We start from the raw sequence: 567 nt of genomic DNA on the forward strand, positions 1-567 counted from the left end.
ACGCCTTGTTCAACCTCTCCAAGCTCTCGGTGTGGTGGCTCCGACTTGGTATTGCAATCGAACGCATCAAGCCGGGCCACCCGCAACAGAACGGACGTCATGAGCGCATGCACCTCACCCTCAAAAAGGAAACCACCCGGCCGCCGGGCGGCAATAGCTTGCAGCAGCAGGAACGCTTCGATGCCTTCGTCCGCGAGTTCAACTCCGAACGCCCGCACGAGGCCCTCGACATGAAACGTCCTGCCGAGCTCTACGTCGCCTCAGCACGTTCCTATGCCGGCCTGCCGGAGCTGACCTATCCGTTCCACGATCGCGAGGTCCTTGTAACCGCGTGCGGCCGCCTTTGCCTGCACCGCAAGCGGATCAACATCTCAACCGTGCTGGCGGGCCAGAAGCTCGGCATCAAGGAGGTCGACGAGGGCATTTGGCTCGTCAGCTTCATGCACTATGATCTGGGATACTTCGACCTGGAGCAGAAAACCCTGCAACCTCTCGACAACCCGTTCGGCACGAGGCTGTCACCCATGTCTTAGGTACGTTCCGTTACCCATGTCTTCGGGCCGGACA

General features: G+C 60.3%; 1 protein-coding gene. It reads left to right on the forward strand.

From position 1 onward, the window contains the following. Positions 1-533: integrase core domain-containing protein (locus ACFQX9_RS29565; protein ID WP_377791269.1), on the forward strand; the 533-nt coding region annotated here is incomplete at its 5' end. Between the last annotated feature and the right edge of the window lie 34 nt (positions 534-567).

This window comes from Bradyrhizobium sp. GCM10028915 (genome assembly GCF_042666195.1).
GTDB classification, from domain to species: domain Bacteria; phylum Pseudomonadota; class Alphaproteobacteria; order Rhizobiales; family Xanthobacteraceae; genus Bradyrhizobium; species Bradyrhizobium canariense_D.